Origin of the sequence: Bradyrhizobium sp. PSBB068 (assembly GCA_016839165.1) — a bacterium.
GTDB lineage: Bacteria > Pseudomonadota > Alphaproteobacteria > Rhizobiales > Xanthobacteraceae > Bradyrhizobium.
Window position 1 is genome coordinate 3,304,496 of record CP069300.1, and the last position, 19,027, is coordinate 3,323,522.

The window sequence follows — 19,027 nt, forward strand, 5'->3', positions numbered from 1 at the left end:
TACCTTGACAGTTCCATGCCGCTGCATTTAATTCGATGCAGTTGCATTGAACGCGAGGTTCGTCATGGCCGCCCTGAAGCTGATCAGCCACAAGCTCTGTCCCTATGTGCAACGCGCTGTCATCGCGCTGCAGGAGAAGGGCGTGCCGTTCGAGCGAATCGACATCGATCTCGCCAACAAGCCGGACTGTTTCCTGAAGATCTCGCCGCTCGGCAAGGTGCCGGTGCTGGTGGTGACCCGCGACGACGGCAAGGAGGTCGCGCTGTTCGAGAGCAATGTGATCTGCGAGTACATCGAGGAGACGCAAGCCGGCGCGAAGCTGCATCCGCAGGATGCGCTCACCCGCGCGGAGCACCGCGCTTGGATGGAGTTCGGTTCGGCTATCCTCGGTGACCTCTGGGGGCTCGAGACCGCGACCGATGCCGCCGCCTTCGAGAGCAAGCGGCAGGCGGTGGCCGCAAAGTTCGCGCGCGTCGAGGCTGCGCTCGGCGCGGGTCCTTTCTTCGCGGGTGACAAGTTCAGTCTGGTCGACGCAGTGTTCGCGCCGATCTTCCGCTATTTCGATCTGTTCGATCAGTTGACCGATCTTGCGGTCTTCACCCACACGCCGAAACTCCGCGCCTGGCGCAGCGCGCTGGCGCAGCGGCCGAGCGTGCGCAGCGCCGTGTCACCCGATTATCCCGCGCTGCTGCACGCGTTCCTGGTCGGCCACCGCGCGCATATGCTGAAGCTCGCCGCGTAAGCCATGTCGCATTCCGTTGCCTGGGTCGCGCTGGTCATCGCCGGTCTTCTCGATGTCGGCTGGGCGATCTCGATGAAGTATGCCGAAGGCTATACGCGGCTCGGCTGGACGCTGGTCTCGCTGCTGCTGCTCGCCGCGTTCGTGTTCCTGCTCGGGCGCGCGCTGCAGGTGCTCGGCGTCGGCGTCGCCTATACGGTGTGGACCGGCATCGGCGCCGCCGGCACGCTGACCATGGGCGTGCTGCTGTTCAACGAGGCGCTGAACCCGATGAAGGTCGCGGGGATCGTATTGGTGCTGGTCGGGATTGCGGCGTTGAAGTTCGCGCCGGAATGATCAGGCTTACGTGCCTTGAAAACGTTCCAGCGAATCCTCATGGGCATCCTCGGCCACTCCGTCCTCATATTCGACGGAATAGACGACGCCCGGTGGAAACCTGTCAAAGTAAGTGCCGGATCGATCTTGGGGACGAACGACCAAGACTACCCAAGCCTTGTGGCCTCGACGGAGCGGGTCAGACGCGTCATCCTTTACCCGCACGATGTCGCTATAAGTGAACTCGCCCGCCGTGTTCGCGGGCGACGTCACTGCCGCTTCACCGCACGTTGGCGAGACGCATGTCGAGATAGCCGGTCACCGTCTCCATCAGCGGCTCGAGCTTGCCGTCGAAGAAGTGGTTGGCGCCGGGGATGACCTGCTGGTCGATCACGATGCCCTTCTGCGTCTTCAGCTTCTCGACCAGCGTGTTGACGTCCTTGGGCGGCACCACGGCATCCTTGTCGCCGTGCACGATCAGGCCGGACGACGGGCAGGGCGCGAGGAACGAGAAGTCGTAGAGATTGGCGGGCGGCGCGATCGAGATGAAGCCCTCGACCTCCGGCCGGCGCATCAGGAGTTGCATGCCGATCCATGCGCCGAACGAGAAGCCCGCCACCCAGCAGGCGCGCGCCTCGGGATTGATCGCCTGCGCCCAGTCGAGCGCGCTTGCCGCGTCGGACAGTTCGCCGGTGCCGTGGTCGAACGAGCCCTGGCTGCGGCCGACGCCGCGGAAGTTGAAGCGCAGCACCGAGAAGCCGCGATGCGCAAACGCGTAGTAGCACTGGTAGACGATCTGGTGGTTCATCGTGCCGTGGAACTGCGGATGCGGATGCAGGATCATCGCAATCGGCGCGTTCTTCTGCTTGGCCGGATGATAGCGGCCCTCGAGACGGCCAGCAGGGCCGGTGAAAATCACTTCAGGCATTGTGTTCCCTTGATTGACGCGTTCCCTTGATTGACGTCGATCAATCAACCGGTTGGAGCCATCTTCAGCGACGGGGCGCGAACAGGGCGGCTCATGATGAAATCGGCACAGGCGCCGCCGCGCGGCACGCTGGTGGGCCTTCTAGCATGACGCAAGGGGCAAAAATCAAGGAAATTGTGCCGCTTGGCCGGCGTGAATTCGCGCGGCGGCGCGCGATCCGGATCGACATGCCGAATCGTTCGCTAGCCACCTGAAGTTTTGCTTTGTCATATTGCTATCGTGCTCGCCACGAACGGATGTCTTGCCTGGCAACACAGGTGTGGTTTTCGTGCGCGCGAAAAACCGCTCTTGCCGGCGACTCTGATCTGGTCTCGGTGCCCGACTGTCGCTATGTCGCAAGGGAAGGCCGCAACCACGGTGATTACGGCGGGCAAGCTCGATGGCCGATCGCGTCTATCTCGACTGGAATGCCACCACGCCGCTTCGCCAGGAGGCGAAAGCGGCGATGGCGGCCGCTTGGGACTTGAGCGGCAACCCGTCCTCGGTGCACAGCGAGGGGCGCAGCGCGCGGCGGCTGGTCGAGGATGCGCGCAATGCGGTGGCGAAGGCGGTCGGCGGCCGGCCTCAGGACGTCGTATTTCTCTCCGGCGGGACCGAAGCCAATGCACTCGCATTGACGCCGGGATTGCGCCGCGGTGCAGGCGCGCCGGTCGAGCGGCTGTTGGTGTCAGCGATCGAGCACGCATCCGTGCTCGCCGGCGGGCGGTTTCCGCGCGAGGCAATCGGCGCGATCAATGTTACGCAGGCCGGAGTGATTGATCTCGATCGTCTGCGTGCGCTGCTGGCTGATAGTCCGCCCGCACTTGTCTCGGTGATGCTGGCGAACAACGAGACCGGCGCCATTCAGCCGGTGGGCGACGTCGCAGACATCGTCCATGCCGCCGGTGGTCTGCTGCATGTCGATGCGATCCAGGCGTTCGGCAAGATCCCGTTCGATCTCGCCTCGACGAAGGCCGACCTCGTGACGCTGTCGGCGCACAAGATCGGCGGACCGAAGGGCACCGGCGCGCTGGTGCTTGCTGAGGGCGTTGATGGGCTGGAGGCGCTGCTGCGCGGCGGCGGGCAGGAGCTTGGACGGCGGGCAGGGACGGAGAACGTCGCGGGGATCGCAGGCTTTGGTGCGGCCACGAAGGCTGCGATGGCGGTGTTGAAGGCCGACGCCGCCCGCGTCAGGGGATTGCGCGACCGGCTCGAGCACGGGCTGCGGCAGACGCCGGACGTGCTGGTGTTCTCCGACGACGTGAAGCGGTTACCGAATACCGTCCTGTTCACGGCACCGGGTATGAAGGCCGAGACGGCCGTGATCGGATTCGACCTTGGGGGGGTAGCGGTCTCGTCCGGCTCCGCCTGCTCGTCAGGCAAGGTCCAGCCGTCGCATGTCTTGGAGGCAATGGGATACCGTTCAGAGGTGTCCCAGGGAGCGGTGCGGCTCAGTCTTGGCTGGTCTACCACGGAGACAGACGTGGATTTGACCCTCAAGGCTTGGCGAAAGCTCGCCGATAGCCTAGTTAAGGGAGAGCGACGAAACACAGCTTGAACTGTTCTAAGCGGGTGATTTCGCGTTCAAAGCATCGTAAGAGACTTTTCGGAACTGAGATCCACCGCGGTCCTTGAAACCGCGAGCGGAGGATATGAATGCCTGCAGTACAAGAGACGGTCGAGCGCGTCCGGCGCATCGACGTCGACCAGTATCGTTATGGGTTTGAGACGCTGATCGAGTCCGACAAGGCTCCCAAGGGGCTGTCGGAGGACACCGTCCGCTTCATCTCCGCCAAGAAGAATGAACCGGCCTGGATGCTGGAATGGCGCCTGGAGGCGTATCGCCGCTGGCTGACCATGACCGAGCCGACCTGGGCGCGCGTCGAATATCCGAAGATCGACTACCAGGACATCTACTACTACGCGGCGCCGAAGCCGAAGAAGACGCTGTCCTCGATCGACGAGATCGATCCGGAGATCCTCAAGACCTATGAGAAGCTCGGCATCCCCTTGCGCGAGGTTGCGATCCTCGAGGGCGTCGAGCCGCCGCCCGGTGGGCCGCAGACGCCGAGCCGCAAGATCGCGGTCGACGCCGTGTTCGATTCGGTCTCGGTTGCGACCACCTTCCAGAAGGAGCTGAAGGCGGCCGGCGTGATCTTCATGCCGATTTCGGAGGCGATCCGCGAGCATCCCGAGCTGGTGCAGAAATATCTCGGAACCGTGGTGCCGACCTCCGACAACTATTTTGCGACGCTGAACTCGGCGGTGTTCTCCGACGGTTCGTTCGTCTACGTGCCGCCGGGTGTGCGCTGCCCGATGGAGCTGTCGACCTATTTCCGCATCAACGAGCGCAACACCGGCCAGTTCGAGCGCACGCTGATCATCGCCGACAAGGGCTCCTACGTCTCCTATCTCGAAGGCTGCACGGCGCCGCAGCGCGACGAGAACCAGCTGCACGCTGCCGTGGTCGAGCTCGTCACGCTGGACGACGCCGAGATCAAGTATTCGACGGTGCAGAACTGGTATCCGGGCAATTCGGAAGGCAAGGGCGGCATCTACAATTTCGTCACCAAGCGTGGCGACTGCCGCGGCAAGAATTCCAAGATCTCCTGGACCCAGGTCGAGACCGGTTCGGCGATCACCTGGAAGTATCCGAGCTGCATCCTGCGCGGCGACAATTCGAGCGGCGAGTTCTACTCGATCGCGATCTCGAACGGTTTCCAGCAGGTCGACTCGGGCACCAAGATGATCCACCTCGGCAAGAACACGTCGAGCCGGATCATCTCCAAGGGCATCGCCGCCGGCAAGTCGCAGAACACTTATCGCGGCCTTGTCAGCGCCCACCGTAAGGCGACCGGCGCGCGCAACTACACGGCCTGCGACTCGCTACTGATCGGCGACAAATGCGGCGCGCACACCGTGCCCTATGTCGAGGCCAAGAATTCCTCGGCGACCTTCGAGCATGAAGCGACCACGTCGAAGATTTCCGAGGACGTGCTGTTCTACTGCATCCAGCGCGGGCTCTCGCAGGAAGAAGCCGTCGGCCTCGTGGTCAACGGGTTCGTGAAGGACGTGCTGCAGCAACTGCCGATGGAGTTCGCGGTGGAAGCGCAGAAGCTGATCTCGATCAGCCTCGAAGGTTCGGTTGGTTAATCCATCCCGTGTGAGGGCGCGGCCGCCGCGCCTCCCGGATGATGTTCAGGAAAAATCAGATGTCTCTGCTTGAAGTGAAAGATCTGCAGGTTCGTGTCGAGGAGCGCGAGATCCTCCACGGGCTGTCGCTCACGGTGAACCCGGGCGAGGTGCACGCGATCATGGGGCCGAACGGTTCCGGCAAATCGACGTTGTCCCACGTCATCGCCGGCAAGCCGGGCTATGAAGTCACCGGCGGCCAGATCCTGTTCAAGGGCGAAGACCTGCTGGAGATGGAGCCCAACGAACGCGCCGCCAAGGGCGTGTTCCTGGCGTTCCAGTATCCGGTCGAGATCCCCGGCGTCACTACCTGGAACTTCCTGCATGCGGCGCTCAACGCCCAGCGCAAGGCGCGCGGCGAGGACGAGATCTCGTCGCCGGCGTTCCTGAAGAAGGTCCGCGAGGTCGCCAAGTCGCTGAACATTCCGCAGGACATGCTGAAGCGCGGCGTCAATGTCGGCTTCTCCGGCGGTGAGAAGAAGCGCAACGAGATCCTGCAGATGGCGCTGTTCGAGCCGGCCGTCTGCATCCTCGATGAAATGGATTCCGGCCTCGACATCGACGCGCTGCGGATCGCGGCCGACGGCGTCAACGCGCTGCGCTCGCCGGAGCGCGCGATGGTGGTGATCACCCACTACCAGCGGCTGCTCAACTACATCGTGCCCGACGTGGTGCACGTGATGTCGAAGGGCAGGGTGGTGAAGAGCGGCGGCAAGGAACTGGCGCTGGAGCTGGAAGAGTCCGGTTACGCGCAGTTCGAAGACGCTGCCTGACAGATACGGGTTCTCAGATGAACGTTGTCGCAAAGACTGAGACCGGGCGCGCGCTGGGCGATGCATTCGCCGTCGCGCGTGACCGCCTGCCGGGCAAGAGCAAGATCGCCGATCAGCGCCGCCAGGCGTTCGAGGCCTATGAGCGCTCGGGCCTGCCGCATCGCCGGATCGAGGATTGGAAATACACCGATTTGCGCGCGCTGATGCGCGAGGTGCTGCCGCTGGCGCCTGCGCCGGATGCCGCAGCTCTGGGCCGCGCTGCTGCCGCCATCAAGCTGCAGGCGATCGACGGCGTGCGCCGCCTGGTGCTGGTCGACGGCGCGTTTGCGCCTGATCTGTCCGATCTCGGCAACCTCGACAAGGGCCTCGGCATCCAACCGCTGCGCGAAGTGCTCGACGCCGGTGACGGCGTGCTCTCCACGCAGGCCTTTGCGACCGACATCTCCAATCCGATGATCGCGCTGAACGGTGCGATGGCGACCGATGGCGTTGTCATCGAGATCGCCGACGGTACGGTGCTGGCGCAGCCGCTGCACATCGTGCACGTCGCATCCGGCACCGCCCCGGCCTCGATGTTCACGCGCTCGTTGCTGCGGCTCGGACGGGATGCCAATGTGACGTTGGTGGAGAGCTATCTCGCCGGCGAGGGCGCCAAGGCCTACCAGGCGTACGACGGGCTGATCGTCGCGATCGGCGACAATGCACGGTTGGACCACGTGCGTCTGGTCGAGGACAGCATCGATGCCTTCAACATTTCCTCGGCGACGGTGTCGCTCGGTGCGCATGCCCATTTCAACACCTTCGGCCTGACCTCGGGCGGTCATGTCAGCCGCTACCAGCTGACGGTGACCTGCGCCGGCGAGGGCTCCAACGTCGAGACCAACGGCCTCAATCTGATCAACGGCACGCAGCATGCCGACACCACGCTGTTCATGGATCACGCGGTGCCGCACTGTGCGAGCCGCGAGATCTTCCGTGCCGTCGTCGACGACCGCGCGCATTCGGTGTTCCAGGGTCGCATCATTGTCCGTCCGGACGCCCAGAAGACCGACGCCAAGATGATGACCCGTGCGCTGTTGCTGTCCGACGACGCGGAAGCCGACAACAAGCCGGAGCTCGAAATCTTCGCCGACGACGTCACCTGCGGTCACGGCGCGACCACCGGTGCGCTCGACGAGAGCCTGCTGTTCTACATGCGCGCCCGCGGATTGCCCGAGAAGGAAGCGCAGGCGCTGCTGATCCAGGCCTTCGTCGGCGAGGCGATCGAGAGCATTGCCAGCGACGCGTTGCGCGAGGTGGCAATTGCCACCGCGCAGCGCTGGCTGGAAGCGAGGGCATGAGCATGCATAAGGCGGTCGCCAACGGTTCTTACGACGTCGCTCTCGTGCGGCAGGATTTTCCGGCGCTCGCCATGCAGATCTACGGCAAACCGCTGGTCTATCTCGACAACGCCGCATCGGCGCAGAAGCCGAATGCGGTGCTTGACCGCATGACCGAGGCCTACAAGAGCGAATACGCCAACGTGCATCGCGGCCTGCACTACCTCGCCAACGCTGCGACCGAGGCCTATGAGGGCGCCCGCGGCAAGGTCGCGCAGTTCATCAACGCGCGCCGCAATGAGGAGATCATCTTCACCCGCAACGTCACCGAGGCGATCAACCTCGTGGCATCGTCCTGGGGCGGAGAGAACATCAAGGAGGGCGACGAAATCGTCCTCTCGATCATGGAGCACCACTCCAACATCGTGCCGTGGCACTTCCTTAGGGAGCGCCAGGGTGCCGTGATCAAGTGGGCGCCGGTCGACGATGAAGGCAACTTCCTGATCGAGGAATTCGAGAAGCTCCTCACTCCCCGTACCAAGATCGTCGCGATCACCCAGATGTCGAATGCGCTCGGCACGCTGGTTCCGGTCAAGGAGGTGGTGCGGCTGGCGCATGCCCGCGGCGTTCCGGTGCTGGTCGACGGCGCGCAGGGCGCGGTGCATCTGCCGATCGACGTCCAGGACCTCGATTGCGATTTCTACGCCTTCACTGGCCACAAGGTGTACGGGCCGACCGGCATCGGCGCGCTCTACGCCAAGCACGAGCATCTGGTGGCGATGCGGCCGTTCAACGGCGGCGGCGAGATGATCCGTGAGGTCGCCAAGGACTGGGTCACCTATGGCGATCCGCCGCACAAGTTCGAGGCCGGGACGCCGCCGATCGTCGAGGCGATCGGGTTGGGCGCCGCGATCGACTACGTCAATTCGATCGGCAAGGAGCGCATCGCTGCGCATGAGCACGAGCTGCTCACCTACGCGCAGGAGCGCCTGCGCGAGATCAATTCGCTGCGGGTGATCGGAACCGCCCGCAACAAGGGGCCGGTGATCTCCTTCGAGATGAAGGGCGCACATCCGCACGACGTCGCGACCGTGATCGACCGCCAGGGTATCGCCGTGCGCGCCGGCACGCATTGTGTGATGCCGCTTTTAGAGCGGTTCAATGTGACGGCCACCTGCCGCGCATCGTTCGGGATGTATAATACAAAGGAAGAAGTCGACCATCTGGCGCAGGCGCTGATCAAGGCGCGGGAATTGTTCGCATGACCGATACAGCCGAAGTCAAGACGGCCACCATGGAAACCACCTCGGCACTGCCGGCGGAGGAGACCGAGCGCATGAGCGGCGAGATCGTCGCGGCGCTGAAGACGGTGTTCGATCCGGAAATCCCGGCCGACATCTACGAGCTCGGCCTGATCTACAAGGTCGACCTCAAGGATGATCGCTCGGTCGACATCCTGATGACCCTGACCACGCCGAACTGCCCTGCTGCCGGCGAGCTGCCGACCATGGTCGAGAACGCGGTTGCCAGCGTTCCCGGCGTCGGTGTCGTCAACGTCAATCTGGTCTGGGATCCGGCCTGGACGCCGGACCGGATGTCGGACGAGGCGCGCCTCGTCCTCAATATGTGGTGATGTGTTAGCGGATTGGACTTAGGCTCGAGACAATGGGCAATTGATTTGCCGCTGGGACTGACCACATGAGTGACATGACCCAAGTTTCACCAACCCCAGCCAAGCCGAAGCGGCCGCGCCCGCAGGTCATGAGGCTGACCGATGCCGCGGCGGAGCGGATCACCGAGCTGACCAAGCGCGCCGATTCCGAGATCGTCGGGCTGCGCGTCGGCATCAAGAATGGCGGCTGCGCCGGACAATCCTACACCGTCGAATATGCCCACGAGATCCGTCCGACCGACGAAGTCGTCGAGGACAAGGGCGTCAAGATCCTGGTCGATCCGAAGGCCGTGTTGTTCCTGCTCGGCACCGAGATGGATTACGTCGCCGACAAGATGCAGGCCCAGTTCGTGTTCAACAACCCGAATCAGGTCTCTGCCTGCGGCTGCGGCGAATCGGTGCAGCTGAAGCCGGCCACGGTCTGATCGCTGCCGCACCGGCGAGTGTGCAATCGCGCTCGCGCCCTTTGATCAGATACAACCATCGTTGCGTGTCGACGTCCTCGTCGACCATACTGCGTAGCCAGCGGGCTGCGGCAGGCGTGTCCGGTCGCGCTGCAATGAGGGTGGGCACATGGACCGTGAATTTCTCACCGACCTGTTCGTCGATTTCGGCCCGGTCACGCTGCGCCGGATGTTCTCCGGCTACGGCATCTCGGCCGACGGCACCAATTTCGCGCTCGCCTTGCGGGCCGGGCTCTACTTCCGTGCCGACGAGGTGACCATCCCGCAATTCGAGGCGGAGGGCTGCGGGCCGTTCCAGTACCAGACGAGTTCGAAGACGGTCACGGTGAACTCCTATTGGCAGCTGCCGGCGCGGCTGTTCGACGATGCCGAGGGGCTTGCGGTCTGGGCGCGCTCGGCGCTCGGCGCCGCCCAGCGCGCCGCGCTGCACAAGCGGCCACGGAAACGACCGGCTGCGCGAAAGGCGAAGGCGCCGACGAAGAAGGCTGCAAGCAAGAGGGTTGCGGCGAAGAAGCCCGGCGCGAGAAAGCTTTCAGTCAAGAAGACGCGTGTGCCCGGGAAACGGTCGTCGTCCTGAGAGGAGGCGAACTGATCACGCCACGCGGGTCTGGCTCTCGGCGCTGAATTCCGGGTCGGCTTCGCAGATCACGCGGTTGCGGCCGGCGCGCTTGGCGGCGTAGAGGCAGGCGTCGGCGCGCTCGATCAGCGAATCCGTATCGTCGGCAGGCTTCAGCATGGAGACGCCGACCGAGATCGTGACCCGGCCGAGGATCTCGCCGGTCGACTTCTTCTTCAACTCCTTGGCCATCACGGCGCGGCGGATATGGTCAGCGACCGTCAGCGCCTGGCGCAGCGCGGTGTTGGGCAGCACGACAGCGAATTCCTCGCCGCCGTAGCGGGCGGTGATGTCCTGGCCCTTGATGGTCTGCTTCAGCGATTGCGCCACCAGCCGCAGCACCTGATCGCCGGTGAGATGGCCGTAGGAATCGTTGAACGACTTGAAGTGGTCGATGTCGAACATCAGCAGCGACAGCGGCTCGCTGCTGGCCAGCGCGGCCTGCACCGCCATGTCCATCGAGCGGTCGAAATATTTCCGGTTGCCCAGGCCGGTGAGCGGATCGGTCAGGCTCTCGGCGCGGATCGCCTCGAGGCTGTGTTGCAGCTCGTTGATCTCCGACTTTGACAGCGCGAGCCGATTCTCCAGCGCCTGATTGGTCTGGCGCATCTCTTGCGTCGACTTGGCGACGCCCTCGACGATGGTCTTGATCTGATCGCGGGTCGTCGCGGTCGAGAGGCGGTCGCTGGCGCCGACGAGGCTGGCGTCGTAGGTCGCGGACACGCCGAGCGCGTCGGTGATCAGCTTCATGACGGCATCGATCTCGCCGATGACGCGCGCCCCGACCTTGTCGATGCGGTCCGAGGTCTTGATGTGCGAAAGGTAGGTTTCGTAGATCTGCTCGAGATCGGATTCGTTGAGCTTGCCGCTGCGCGCCAGCGTCTCGTTGATGACCTTGTTGAGCGGCGCGTTGTATCCGGTCGCGTAGACGTACCAGATCTCATAATTGCGGGGAACGGCGGTCTGGCGAAGCGAGCGGATCTGGCCAAGCGCGACTTCAGCGAAGGCCAACGTACGTTCGTGCTCGTCCAGCAGCTTGACCACTGTTACGTCCCCAATGCACGCAATGTCGGCTGTGTCCGACAGCAATGACTAAACTATTGGGCGAGGGTACGGGACGAGAGTGAAGGCAAGGTAAACAGTAGAATTACGGGATTTCGGTCGCGACCATGGTTGAATGCGCCTGGCGCCGCCGGGTTCGCACGCAGCGTTGGCTTGCCCGCCAACGCGATGCGAAAACTGCGCGCATTTGCTTCAAACGCTGGGGATCAACGTCCGCACGGGCCGTCGACGGCGACATCGAGTGCCCGGAATACCGCCGCGGGCGCGGCGTCAGCACGGCGAGCCCTAAGCGCGTGCGCGCACAGGTCGCAGCAGGAAGGCCGGCAGGTGCGAATGATCGGCGGGCTCGTGGTCGACCTCGTGCTGCGGCCGTCGCGGCTCGGCACGGCCGATCGACGGCACATGCGACGGCGCGGCCTGAGGCGAGGTGCCGCGTCCGTGGCGCGGTTCGCGCTCCGGCTTGGCTGCGCGCTCCTGGCGGGGCTCCTGGTCGTGACGCGGCTCGCGCTCACCGTGACGCGGCTCGCGTTCACGCCGCGGCTTGCGGCCGCCACGGGCGCCGTCGCGCGAACCTTCGCGGCTGCGAGAGCGGCGGGGCGCGGCGTCCTCGTCGGAGGCCTCGCTGTGAACGGTGTAGTCGCCTTCAGCGCGCGGGATCGGCTGGCCGATCAGCTTCTCGATCGCAGCCATCGACTTGCTATCGAGCGAGGTGACGATGGAGATCGCGGTACCGGTCCGTCCGGCGCGGCCGGTACGGCCGATGCGGTGGACGTAGTCGTCGGGGTGGTGCGGCACGTCGAAATTGAAGACGTGGCTCACCGCGGGAATGTCGAGACCGCGGGCGGCGACGTCGGAAGCGACGAGCAGCGGAATCTCGCCCTTGCGGAATTGGTCGAGGGCCGCGGTGCGAGCTGACTGATCCATGTCGCCGTGCAAGGCGCCGACACTGAAGCCGTGCTTCTGGAGTGATTTGTGAAGGACGGCGACTTCGCGCTTGCGATTGCAGAAGATAATCGCGTTGTTGAGATCCTTGGCGTCGCGCAGCAGGCGGCGGAGGATTTCGCGCTTGTCGTGGGCTTCGCGACCGGCCGGGACCTGCAATTGCGTCACGGTGACGGCGGTGGTTGCGGGTTTGGAGACTTCGATCCGGGCCGGGTTGTGCAGGAAGGCCTCGGTGATGCGGCTGATCTCCGGGGGCATCGTCGCGGTGAAAAACAGCGTTTGCCGCGTGAACGGGACGAGCTTGCAGATGCGTTCGATGTCGGGGATGAAGCCCATGTCGAGCATGCGGTCGGCTTCGTCGATCACCAACAGCTCGACGCCGGTGAGCAGCAATCCGCCGCGTTCGGTGTGGTCGAGCAGGCGGCCGGGCGTTGCGATCAGGACGTCGACGCCGCGCATCAGCTTGGAGTCCTGGTCGCCGAACGAGACGCCGCCGATCAGCAGCGCCACGTTCAATTTCTGACCAGCGCCGTATTTGTCAAACTGCTCCTTCACCTGCGCGGCAAGCTCGCGGGTCGGCTCGAGGATCAGCGTGCGCGGCATCCGTGCCCGGGCGCGGCCTTTCTCGAGGAGGGTGAGCATCGGTAGAACGAAGGCAGCTGTCTTGCCGGTGCCGGTCTGGGCAATGCCGAGGACGTCGCGCCGGGCGAGGACGTGCGGGATTGCCTGTTCCTGGATGGGAGTGGGGGTGGTGTAACCGGTGGCCGCAACTGCGGCGAGGACCTTATCGGACAGGCCTAGATTGGAAAAAGACATTGAGCCTCTGGTCGAAACCGCCGTTCGGCATCGCAGGTAAAAGGCTGTCGCGTTCGGCCCCGAAACGGCTCGCTTTTTGATAAAGCTCGGGGGCTCTGACTAACGCTGACGGACGGCAAACCTGACGAATCGCGTTTCGATCCGAGGGCCGCGTTGCCCCGCAACATAGGGGCGAAACCGGCAAAGTCAATCTTGGAACCAGCCGGATGACCGAAAAACCTTAACGTTTTCGCCAAAATAACCGTCCTTTCCGTCATTTGGCGGTCAAATGAATCACCGGTTCCGGACCCGATGACGAGGCCCCCGGCAGAGGCTGGTGCCACCTTTGCGGGGGAGGCGAGCTGCCAAAATATCGAAAACAACCCCATGCAAAGCAGCCGCGGTGGCCCGCGTTCGACAGGCCAGTTGACACGTCGGGCAACTCACGAGTACGATTCTAATATTCCGAAATCACGCAGATGCACGCCCACCGCAGGTGCATTACCATGCATAGCGGACCACGCCCTTGCCGGCATAGGAGCGGGTCACGTTGGAGAACTCGCCTTCGAAGCTTGCGAGCGCCGACCAGCCGTTGGCCCATTTCAGTTCGGCGGAGGCCGTCGTGAGGGCGGAGTCACGGGCCTGCGCCGCTCCGTTCACGACGAAGCTCGCGCCGGGCAGGGTCTGGAATGTCGCGGCGATGCTGCGGTCCGGGTTGAAATCATGCGCCCAGGCGGCGCGGCCGCGCAGCGTCAGAACTGAATCCGAGAGCGCGAAGGATTTGTCGGCGCGCAGGCCGAGCTCGCTGCGGCTGTCGGTGACGCTCTTGGCGTTGGTGGCCAGCGCAAAGGTGTTGGCGCCGACGATCGCCTGCTCGGCATAGCTCGGAAGCTGGAACGTCGTGAACTGGCCGGCGGCATAGGGCGTCAGGCCAATGCCGCCGATCCATGGCGCGACGAAGCGGTAGCCGCCCTCGGCGCGGCCCGACCACGCATTGGCCTTGAACTCGGCACGCAGGCGATCGATGCTCCCGACCGTCACGGTGCGATCCGTCGTGACGTCCTGCCAGCCATAGGCCAGCGCACCGGCAAGGTACGCAGCGCCGACATTGTGCCTGATGAAGGCGCCCGCCTGGAACAGGTCGGAGCGGCCGCCGCCGCTGTTGGCGACGCTGAAATTGGTGCCGCCGCCAGCGAGCGCAAAGCCGGCGATCGTGTTCGGCGAGAAGCGGTAGTCGGCGCCAATGGCGGTGCCGAACACCTGGCTGGTGGTGTTGTTCGAGCCGAGCGCCGTGTTGCCGTCGGTGGACTGTGAGCCGCCGTAGGCCGCTGCCCACATGCTCCAGCGCGGATCGTAGCCCTGCGCGATCGGCGCCTTGTGATAAATCGCAGCGGCGGCGTCGCTGGTCGGATGCTTTGCTGCGTAGGCCAGGGAATTGTCATCTGCGTAGGGCGTGGCGCCGGCCGGCATCGCCGTCGCGCCGCGGCCGTCGATGAAGGGATCGAGCATCGTACCCATGAACTGGTTCATGGCGTTGAACGTGGTCTGCTGCGATCCGGCCGCGCTCTCGCCCGAGAGCTGGGTCAGGCCGTTCAGGAGATTGTCTCCCGACAGGTTGAAGATCGCGCTGAAGGCGTTGGAGAGATTGGCGCCGCCGAGCAGGCCGTTGTCGATCGCACCCGCGACGCTCCTGTGATTGATGCCGGCATTGGCCGGCAGGATCGGGGAGAGCAGGCCGGGATCGACCGACAGCAGCACGTCGTTGCCGACGTAGCTCAGCACCGGATTGCGCGCGAGGTTGTTGGCGAGCAACAGGCTTGCCGAGCCGAACGTGCCGCTCAGCGTTCCCGCATTGACGATGGTGTAGGTGGTCTTCCTGGTGATCCGTTCGAGCGGCTGCACGATGACGTTGCCAGCGATGTTAGCGGTGCCCGTCACGATCGCCTTGTCGCTGATCGTGTTGGTGACCTGCACCAGATAAGTCGCCGCCGCGGTCATGGTCAGGCTCGCCATCGTGATGGTCCCCGGCGAATTGCCGGGCGACAGCGTGCCGCTGATCACAGTGTTGCCGATGGTGGCGTTGCCGCCGAGCGTGCCGTTCGGGCCGACCGTGACGCTTGCATTCGGCATCGCGCCGTTGAGGATGAACACGCTGTCGACGTTGACAGACCCGGCAAAGTTCGAGTTGCCGGTAAAGCTCCAGTTCGAGCCGGCGAGAATCCCGAAATTGGCGAAGCCGCTGCCAAGTTTCGACAGGTCGAAACTCGACGCGGTGGTTCCGCCGAACTGTACGATACTTGTGCCGCTGCCGACGATGTTGCCGTTGAACACGGCGCCGGACTGGACTTGCAGCACATCGTTGGTGCCGCCGAACTGGACGGCGGTGCCGCCGGTGCCGGTGATGATGCCGTTCGCGATCAAGGTGGTGGTGCCGCCCGACGTCGTGATGCCGGTGGTGCCGGTGACTGATGTCCCGGTCGTGATGAAGATGTTGCCCGGTGTCGAGCGCGATGCGGCAATGCCGACACCTGAGCTCTGCACGCCGGCGAGCGCATCGATCCTGATATCGCCGAGACCGTCGCGCTGGGCGAAGATGCCGTAGCTGCCGGCCGCCGTGCCGCTCGCAATCACGTTGCCTTCGGCGCGCAGCGCCAGCGTCGCGGCGTTGTCGGCGCCATTCACCATGACGCCGCTGATGCCGATCGCCGCCGCGCTTGCCGAGGTGGCGCTCACGGTCCCCTTGGTGTCGAGATCGATGCCGCCGAGTCCCGCGGTCAAGGCCGCGAATCTGGTGCTGCCGCGGCTCAGCCCGATGCCGGTCGCGCCGCCATCCGAGGTCGCGCTCACATCGCCATTGGCGTGAACGGTGAGGATGCCGGTGTTGATGTTGCTCGGAGCAAAGCTGCTGCCTGAGGCGTTGATGCCGGTGGCGGTGCTGCCAGCGCCGATCGCGGTCGCCGTCACGGCGCCGTCGGCGGTCAACCGGACTGTGCTCAGATTGTTTTGTCCCACGCTGACGCCGACGACTCTCGACACGGTGTCGCTGATCGACGTGGCCGTCACGGCGCCGTGCAGGTTGAAGTCGACCGGGACCTCGCCGAAGGCCGACAAGGCGGCCCCCGTCACATTTGCGACGGAGCCGGACCTTGTCATGCCGGTGATCGCAATCGATCCATTGGCGTTCAGTGTCGCCGATCCATTGCTGGATGTACTGCCCAGCGCGGCCGATAGGCCTGCGACGCTGCCACCGGCCGATTTGGAGGGCGAAGTCCTGGTGTCGAAGGTTCCGGAAATATCGCCATTGAAGGTCGCGGTGTTGGTGCCGCTGGCCGCAGAGAAAGCGACGGACGCCAGGGCGCCGTAGTAGGCCGTATCGGGGCCGCTTCCCCTGGCAATATTGCCGTCCACGACAAGGCTGTTGTTGGCGCCGCCGGCGGCGGACACCGAAAGTGTCCCACCCGTGATGCCGTGCGTTCGGACCGTCGTGGTCCCAGTGCCGTAGTTCTGCAAGCTCACGGAGCCGCTGACATCCTGGTTGAGCTTCACCGTGAACGCGTTGGCATTGGCCGAATTGTTGCCCTCGACGGTGATGTTGCCCGAGACGCTCGCATTGGTGGTGAGGTCGACGGTCCCGACGCCGCCGTTCTGGAGATAGATGCCGCCGACGATCGCGCCGTTGGTGGTGACGGAAAGGTTGCGTGCAGTATTAAGGCTCTGTCCCATCCGGACGTAGATCGCGCCGCCGGCTTGGGTTGTGATACCGGTGACTGCGCCTGTCGCGATCGTGACGTCGGATTGGCTGCCGTCGGTCACGACGAAGATTGCCTGACCGGCCACGATCCGGCTGCCGATCGAGTTGATGTTGACGCTGGCATTCGGTCCGCTGCCCACGGCCTGGATGCCGGTGCCGCCCCTGATCGTGCCGGCGGTCTGCGTAATGGAGGTCAGACCGTTGCCGATCCGGGCAGTGATCGCGTACCCGTCGGCGGTGACGTCGGCAGATCCCGTGTAGGTGATCGTGCCGAGGGCGGAGAGTCCGATGCCGTTGTACAGCTGGAGCGCCGTGATGCCGGCGGGGTCGTTGTGATTGACAGTGAGGTTTCCGCTGCTGCTCGCGGTCACGCCGCGGGTCGTGATCCCGGCGCCGGCGTTGATGTTGACCGTGAGATCACCGCGCAAAACCGTGTTGAGCCCGCCGTCCGACGGATGGGCGGCGTCGCAGAGCACGTTGGCGGTGCCGACGCCCGTGCAGTAGACCGCAGCCTCGGCCGCGGAGCTCAGCGCGATCAACGACGCCGAGCCGAGCAGCGCGCCGCGCCACATCGTCAGCCTGCCGCCGATGCCGATCATGACCTTGCCCCCAAGCCCCGATGTATCTGTTTGTTTCTCGCGCAATGGTCGTGCGGTGTCTTCTCAGTGCGCGCATACTGTCGATCCAAAGCGCGCCTGCCGCGAAAATGCAGCCAACTGTGGCCGCAGGGCCTCAGCGGAGCGTCGCCGCGGCTAGAGCCCCGCGGCGCGGTATTCGCCGGGGGTCAGACCCTCGGACGCGCTGAAGATCCGGTAGAAGGTTGCGAGGCTGCCGAACCCGCAGGTGAGGGCGACATCGGCGATCGGCCGCGGCGGCTTTTCGGACAGCAGCCTGCGGCTTTCGCTCAGGCGCTGGGCGGTGACGGTCTGCGAGAAGCTCGCCCCGGTCGTTTCGAACAGGACATGCAGGTAACGGACCGAGACGCCGAGCATGTCGGCGACCATGCCCGGCGACAGCGCCGGCTTCGCGAGGTGGCGGGTGATCAGACGGCGCGCGAGGCTGAGCCGGCCGACGCGCAGCGCCTGTTGCGCGCGGCGGCTGCCCGGCCTGATCGCGCCGCGCTCGATCAGCGCAAGGTCGGCGATGATCTTAACCAGCGCAGGAATGCTTGCGGTGTCACCGGCCTCCGTCGCGTCCTTGAAGTCGGCGAGGCAGGCCTCGAGCAACGGCGTCCAGCCGCGATTGCCCGTCGCCGGCGAACCTCGACGCGCCAGTTCTGTCGCTGCGGCCTCGTCCACGGCATCGGAGCTGCGCGCACGAGTCGGGCCCGTGGATGGCGTGTGTGGGCTGTCCTCAAGCTTTGTGCGCATCGTGCATGACCCCTCGCTCTGCATCAGAGCGCGCGTCGCCGGGCATGAAATCGGCTGTGCCGAGACCGGGCGAAGCGCCAGCGCGGTTCTGGCGAACTCGACGGAAATTATCTTCTCAATGCGCGCAGGCTGTTCACTTCGGTCCGGAGAATGCCGGATCGCGCGACGATCGGCCGCGTCGTCCGTTTGCCCCATGTCAGCCATTCGAGACGCCTCCAAAAGCCTTTCGATGCAATATCGTATATTTCACATAGTCGCGTAAAATATGAAATAGATAACATGCGTCAAAACTTGTCGGTGGACAGGCGGAGATGGCCCGGCCGGCGCCTGACGGTCGATTGTCGGGAGGATTTGGGGATCGACGACGGCTGCCGCGCAGGCCGTCGCGTGAACTACCTGCGCTTCGGCATCACGGCGCAGCCGTAGAGCACCATCGCGCACATCTGGCGGTAGCGGGCCGAAAAGCCGTCCCGGGCGATCGGCGGCAGTGCCTGGTTGACCGCGCGTCCACCATCGGCAAGCGCCTGCGCGATTTGCGCCGCGGTGAATTCGCCGTTCAGCTTCAGCAGCCGTGCAGCCTGCAATTCGATCACCAGATTTTCCAGATCAGCCTGGAACGAGACGGCGGATTTGATCATCAGATCGCGGCAGCGCCTGAAGGCCTCGGCATTGAGCTCGACGGTGTGCGGCGAAGCGGTGACGCGGCGCCGCGTCTCGCCGTAGCGGACGTCGAGTATCGTCGCGAAGATATCCAGCGCGCCGCCGCCCTTTGCCCGAACCGATCGGCCGGCCTCCAGTGCAAGAGCGACGTCCTCGACGTGGCGCCAGGCGATCACGGCGCGAAACGCCTCTTCCTTGTTGCTGAAATAGTAATACAGCGCGCGCTGCGTGAAGCCGCAGGCCTTGGCCAGCCCGACCATCGACAGCCCGCCATAGCCGTAGTCGAGAAAAGCCTGGTTGACCTGCGTCAGCAGGTCGGGTCCAGGCTTGATCATCTTCTTCGACATCAGGAGTCCGGGGAGGACGAGGGGCGCCGGGTGACGCCGGGAA

General features: G+C 64.6%; 16 protein-coding genes. 10 read left to right on the plus strand and 6 right to left on the minus strand.

What is annotated here, in order from left to right:
- Positions 1-64: 64 nt before the first annotated feature.
- Both JQ507_15230 and JQ507_15235 read left to right on the plus strand, forming a co-directional pair.
- A complete protein-coding gene (locus JQ507_15230) occupies positions 65-742 on the plus strand; it encodes a glutathione S-transferase family protein (protein QRI72734.1) in 678 nt (225 codons plus the stop codon).
- Positions 743-745: 3 nt separating this feature from the next.
- Positions 746-1,075, plus strand: coding sequence for a multidrug efflux SMR transporter (locus JQ507_15235; protein QRI72735.1), 330 nt, complete (start codon positions 746-748; stop codon positions 1,073-1,075).
- A gap of 259 nt (positions 1,076-1,334) precedes the next feature.
- On the opposite strand, the gene JQ507_15240 is transcribed toward JQ507_15235, so the two are convergent.
- Entirely contained in the window at positions 1,335-1,982 is a 648-nt protein-coding gene (locus JQ507_15240; protein QRI72736.1) for an alpha/beta hydrolase, read from the minus strand.
- A gap of 439 nt (positions 1,983-2,421) precedes the next feature.
- Between JQ507_15240 and JQ507_15245 the strand changes: the two genes are divergently transcribed.
- From JQ507_15245 to JQ507_15280, 8 genes are all read left to right on the plus strand, one after another.
- Entirely contained in the window at positions 2,422-3,579 is a 1,158-nt protein-coding gene (locus tag JQ507_15245) for a cysteine desulfurase (GenBank protein ID QRI72737.1), read from the plus strand.
- Between the two features lie 98 nt (positions 3,580-3,677).
- Entirely contained in the window at positions 3,678-5,174 is a 1,497-nt protein-coding gene (gene sufB / locus JQ507_15250; protein ID QRI72738.1) for a Fe-S cluster assembly protein SufB, read from the plus strand.
- Between the two features lie 59 nt (positions 5,175-5,233).
- The gene (gene sufC, locus JQ507_15255) at positions 5,234-5,986 is read left to right on the plus strand and encodes a Fe-S cluster assembly ATPase SufC (GenBank protein QRI72739.1); all 753 of its coding nucleotides are present in this window, start codon (positions 5,234-5,236) and stop codon (positions 5,984-5,986) included.
- A 17-nt stretch (positions 5,987-6,003) separates the two neighbouring features.
- Positions 6,004-7,326, plus strand: coding sequence for a Fe-S cluster assembly protein SufD (gene sufD, locus JQ507_15260; protein ID QRI72740.1), 1,323 nt, complete (start codon positions 6,004-6,006; stop codon positions 7,324-7,326).
- Positions 7,323-8,570, plus strand: a complete 1,248-nt coding sequence (locus tag JQ507_15265) for a cysteine desulfurase (protein ID QRI72741.1) — start codon at positions 7,323-7,325, stop codon at positions 8,568-8,570. The genes sufD and JQ507_15265 overlap by 4 nt, the downstream gene beginning before the upstream one ends.
- Complete coding sequence (locus JQ507_15270) at positions 8,567-8,938, plus strand: SUF system Fe-S cluster assembly protein (GenBank protein QRI72742.1); 372 nt, start codon at positions 8,567-8,569, stop codon at positions 8,936-8,938. Before JQ507_15265 ends, JQ507_15270 begins: the two co-directional genes overlap by 4 nt.
- A 74-nt stretch (positions 8,939-9,012) precedes the next feature.
- Positions 9,013-9,402: an iron-sulfur cluster assembly accessory protein gene (locus JQ507_15275; GenBank protein ID QRI73346.1), complete on the plus strand. Its 390-nt coding sequence runs from the start codon at positions 9,013-9,015 to the stop codon at positions 9,400-9,402.
- Positions 9,403-9,550: 148 nt separating this feature from the next.
- Positions 9,551-10,018, plus strand: coding sequence for a TfoX/Sxy family protein (locus tag JQ507_15280; protein QRI72743.1), 468 nt, complete (start codon positions 9,551-9,553; stop codon positions 10,016-10,018).
- 15 nt (positions 10,019-10,033) lie between these two features.
- On the opposite strand, the gene JQ507_15285 is transcribed toward JQ507_15280, so the two are convergent.
- The 5 genes from JQ507_15285 to JQ507_15305 form a co-directional block, all read right to left on the minus strand.
- A complete protein-coding gene (locus tag JQ507_15285) occupies positions 10,034-11,101 on the minus strand; it encodes a GGDEF domain-containing protein (GenBank protein ID QRI72744.1) in 1,068 nt (355 codons plus the stop codon).
- Positions 11,102-11,404: 303 nt separating this feature from the next.
- Complete coding sequence (locus JQ507_15290) at positions 11,405-12,877, minus strand: DEAD/DEAH box helicase (GenBank protein QRI72745.1); 1,473 nt, start codon at positions 12,875-12,877, stop codon at positions 11,405-11,407.
- A 480-nt stretch (positions 12,878-13,357) separates the two neighbouring features.
- Complete coding sequence (locus tag JQ507_15295; GenBank protein QRI72746.1) at positions 13,358-17,206, minus strand: autotransporter domain-containing protein; 3,849 nt, start codon at positions 17,204-17,206, stop codon at positions 13,358-13,360.
- 153 nt (positions 17,207-17,359) lie between these two features.
- Positions 17,360-18,181, minus strand: coding sequence for a helix-turn-helix transcriptional regulator (locus JQ507_15300; protein QRI72747.1), 822 nt, complete (start codon positions 18,179-18,181; stop codon positions 17,360-17,362).
- A 188-nt stretch (positions 18,182-18,369) separates the two neighbouring features.
- Positions 18,370-18,984 (minus strand): TetR/AcrR family transcriptional regulator, encoded by a 615-nt coding sequence (locus tag JQ507_15305; GenBank protein QRI72748.1) that lies wholly within the window; start codon positions 18,982-18,984, stop codon positions 18,370-18,372.
- Between the last annotated feature and the right edge of the window lie 43 nt (positions 18,985-19,027).

Coding starts and splice junctions, on each gene's coding strand:
- JQ507_15230 (QRI72734.1), top strand. CDS start 65: ATGGCCGCCCTGAAGCTGATCAGCCACAAGCTCTGTCCCTATGTGCAA.
- JQ507_15235 (QRI72735.1), top strand. CDS start 746: ATGTCGCATTCCGTTGCCTGGGTCGCGCTGGTCATCGCCGGTCTTCTC.
- JQ507_15240 (QRI72736.1), bottom strand. CDS start 1,982: ATGCCTGAAGTGATTTTCACCGGCCCTGCTGGCCGTCTCGAGGGCCGC.
- JQ507_15245 (QRI72737.1), top strand. CDS start 2,422: ATGGCCGATCGCGTCTATCTCGACTGGAATGCCACCACGCCGCTTCGC.
- sufB (QRI72738.1), top strand. CDS start 3,678: ATGCCTGCAGTACAAGAGACGGTCGAGCGCGTCCGGCGCATCGACGTC.
- sufC (QRI72739.1), top strand. CDS start 5,234: ATGTCTCTGCTTGAAGTGAAAGATCTGCAGGTTCGTGTCGAGGAGCGC.
- sufD (QRI72740.1), top strand. CDS start 6,004: ATGAACGTTGTCGCAAAGACTGAGACCGGGCGCGCGCTGGGCGATGCA.
- JQ507_15265 (QRI72741.1), top strand. CDS start 7,323: ATGAGCATGCATAAGGCGGTCGCCAACGGTTCTTACGACGTCGCTCTC.
- JQ507_15270 (QRI72742.1), top strand. CDS start 8,567: ATGACCGATACAGCCGAAGTCAAGACGGCCACCATGGAAACCACCTCG.
- JQ507_15275 (QRI73346.1), top strand. CDS start 9,013: ATGACCCAAGTTTCACCAACCCCAGCCAAGCCGAAGCGGCCGCGCCCG.
- JQ507_15280 (QRI72743.1), top strand. CDS start 9,551: ATGGACCGTGAATTTCTCACCGACCTGTTCGTCGATTTCGGCCCGGTC.
- JQ507_15290 (QRI72745.1), bottom strand. CDS start 12,877: ATGTCTTTTTCCAATCTAGGCCTGTCCGATAAGGTCCTCGCCGCAGTT.
- JQ507_15295 (QRI72746.1), bottom strand. CDS start 17,206: ATGATCGGCATCGGCGGCAGGCTGACGATGTGGCGCGGCGCGCTGCTC.
- JQ507_15300 (QRI72747.1), bottom strand. CDS start 18,181: ATGGCTGACATGGGGCAAACGGACGACGCGGCCGATCGTCGCGCGATC.
- JQ507_15305 (QRI72748.1), bottom strand. CDS start 18,984: ATGTCGAAGAAGATGATCAAGCCTGGACCCGACCTGCTGACGCAGGTC.